Genomic DNA, 1,745 nt, shown 5'->3' with positions numbered 1-1,745 from the left:
TTGAGTGTGTGGTAGAGTGTTATTTTAATGGGGTTACCCACTCAGGATTTGAAAGAACCTATTTATTTTTACAATTACAAAAGGATTCATTCAGTCATCGGGTATATTACACCTGCTCAGAAGATGGCTGAATTGAAAAAAGTGGCTTGAAATGTGTCTAAGTTGATTAGACCATTACAAACATCATTGTTGGTGTGGTTAGTCACCCACGCAACTTACATGATTCAAAGACCTTAGTTGAAGCCATCTCTCATGCCAATGGCAATAGAGAGATTAATAAGCCTATTAAACAGGCTGTATGTGATCGGGGTTACGTTGGTGTTAAAACAGTACTAGGTGCAGATATTATCTTACCTAAGAAAGCACTTAAAAGAGACAATCGTTACCAACGAGACAAGAAACGCAAGCTGTGCAAAAGACGTGCTGCTATTGAGCCAATCATTGGCCATCTAAAGTCAGACTTTAGACTCTCTAGGAATCTACTCAAAGGACAGATAGGTGATGAGATTAATCTATTAATGGCCGCCTGTGCTTGGAACTTAAAGAAATGGATGGTATTGTACCAAGCGCTTCTTTTTTGGCTTAAAAAATTAACCAGCAATATGGGATTTTGGTTAAAATTAAGATTTTATAGAATGAAGCCCAATCTAGAAAAACATTCTTTTTAAATCGAGAGAAATTTACAGCAGGGAAATGGAATTGTCTTGTTGGGTGTTGATTTGGGAGGGGTTTTTAAGGGTTGACTAATTAAGAAATATTAGAGGATTAAAAAATGACAAAACAAATCAATACCCTATTTGCTGTACTTATCATGGTGCTTTTAATGATTGCCACGCGCGGACATGACAACTGGCTTTCATCATTCGTACATTTACCTGATTTCACCATTCCCGCCTTGTTTATTGCTGGTGTGTATTTTCGCAAGTTTTGGGTAGTATTCACACTTATTTTGAGTAGTGTGGCGATTGATAACTACGCCATCGTGCATCAAGGTGTGAGCGCCAACTGTATCACCCCTGCTTATAGTTTACTGCCACTCACTTACTACGGTATTTTTTGGGTAAGTAAAACCATCAGTACATTGATAATTGATGACAATATCGTTAAAAATGCATTCGTTATTATCACTGCCACCTGTACACAATGGCTCGCAGCAACAAGCAGTTATTACTTTTTCACTGATACTTATAGTAAAACAGGGTGGAGCGATTTTCCAGCATATATCACAAAATGGTCAATCATTGAAATTCCAACTGTACTGTATTGGATGGTAGCAGTAATTATTGCCTTTACACTAGCGCCACGCATTAATCCTGCACTAAAACTTCAAAAAAGTGGCTAATGGATACAAAGAGAGAATGCAGCGTAAAAAGGCGCATATAGATGCTCGCATTAAAGAAGCAGATATAGATAAAGGCATTATTGTCTTACTGACTGGTAATGGCAAGGGGAAATCTTCTTCCGCACTTGGTATGGTCTGCCGTGCATTAGGCTATGAGTTGCAAGTTGCCATCGTCAAATTTCTAAAAGGCACACAAGATACAGGCGAAGATGCTTTTTTTGCCAAACAGGAAAATATCCATACCATATCCATGAAGACAGGCTTTACTTGGGACACACAAGATAAAGAGTTTGATAAAAAAATGGCATTAGAAACTTGGCAACAAGCTGAGCAATACCTTAGAGATAAATCCATTAATTTAGTGGTACTTGACGAACTTACCTATATGATTAACTACAAATAC

3 protein-coding genes are annotated in these 1,745 nt (G+C 37.8%); all 3 read left to right on the top strand.

Annotation, left to right across the window (positions count from 1 at the left end; genetic code table 11):
• Positions 1 to 173 precede the first annotated feature (173 nt).
• A complete protein-coding gene (locus tag BAZSYMA_RS00910) occupies positions 174 to 668 on the top strand; it encodes a transposase (protein WP_338152900.1) in 495 nt (164 codons plus the stop codon).
• Between the two features lie 104 nt (positions 669 to 772).
• Positions 773 to 1,342: a hypothetical protein gene (locus BAZSYMA_RS00905; RefSeq protein ID WP_090714614.1), complete on the top strand. Its 570-nt coding sequence runs from the start codon at positions 773 to 775 to the stop codon at positions 1,340 to 1,342.
• On the top strand, positions 1,335 to 1,745 hold a 411-nt coding region (locus tag BAZSYMA_RS00900; RefSeq protein WP_277621605.1), incomplete at its 3' end, for a cob(I)yrinic acid a,c-diamide adenosyltransferase. The genes BAZSYMA_RS00905 and BAZSYMA_RS00900, both read left to right, overlap by 8 nt.

Origin of the sequence: Bathymodiolus azoricus thioautotrophic gill symbiont, assembly GCF_001298715.1 — a bacterium.
Lineage (GTDB): Bacteria > Pseudomonadota > Gammaproteobacteria > PS1 > Pseudothioglobaceae > Thiodubiliella.
This window is presented reverse-complemented; position numbering and strand designations above follow the sequence as displayed.

Bases quoted from the DNA above. Each gene is read 5' to 3' on its own strand.
- BAZSYMA_RS00905 (WP_090714614.1), top strand. From the start codon at position 773: ATGACAAAACAAATCAATACCCTATTTGCTGTACTTATCATGGTGCTT.